The organism is Methanosaeta sp. UBA458, from assembly GCF_002496085.1.
Lineage (GTDB): Archaea > Halobacteriota > Methanosarcinia > Methanotrichales > Methanotrichaceae > Methanothrix > Methanothrix soehngenii.
In genome coordinates this window covers 1,014-1,380 of sequence record NZ_DAIK01000147.1, presented here as the reverse complement: position 1 = coordinate 1,380, position 367 = coordinate 1,014, and the positions used below count along the sequence as shown (strand labels likewise).

1 protein-coding gene is annotated in these 367 nt (G+C 58.9%); it reads right to left on the bottom strand.

Annotation, left to right across the window (positions count from 1 at the left end; all coding sequences use genetic code 11):
- A partial coding sequence (locus BP822_RS11100) for a helix-turn-helix transcriptional regulator (protein WP_286878297.1) occupies window positions 1-367 on the bottom strand: 367 nt, incomplete at both ends.

Here is a 367-nt window from a genome sequence, read left to right as displayed (position 1 = left end):
GTTAGAGACGATTTAGGGGTTTTTGTCTCATACCTGATCTCAGCCTGGGTCATTCTGCCCCCATGCTCGACCAGGGTTGATATGACCGCCTGCTCTCTATGGGTAAGGGTCTGAATGACCGCCTCCATCTCCCGGCTCAGCTGGATTCTCTGCTTGCCCTCCCATCCCGATCCCGGCTCGTTCGCCGCCGTTTCGGAGGGCTGGTCTAGGTCAACATCAGGCTGCGTGCCGGACCGGCGAGACTCCTCAATATCAGCAGCATGCTCATAGGTAGCGCTCTCATCGCCAGAAGGTGGACTGGATATGGTGCTGCCACCATTCGCGAAGGCGCTGGAAAGAGAGGTGGACGGGCCAGAGATGGGAGGCG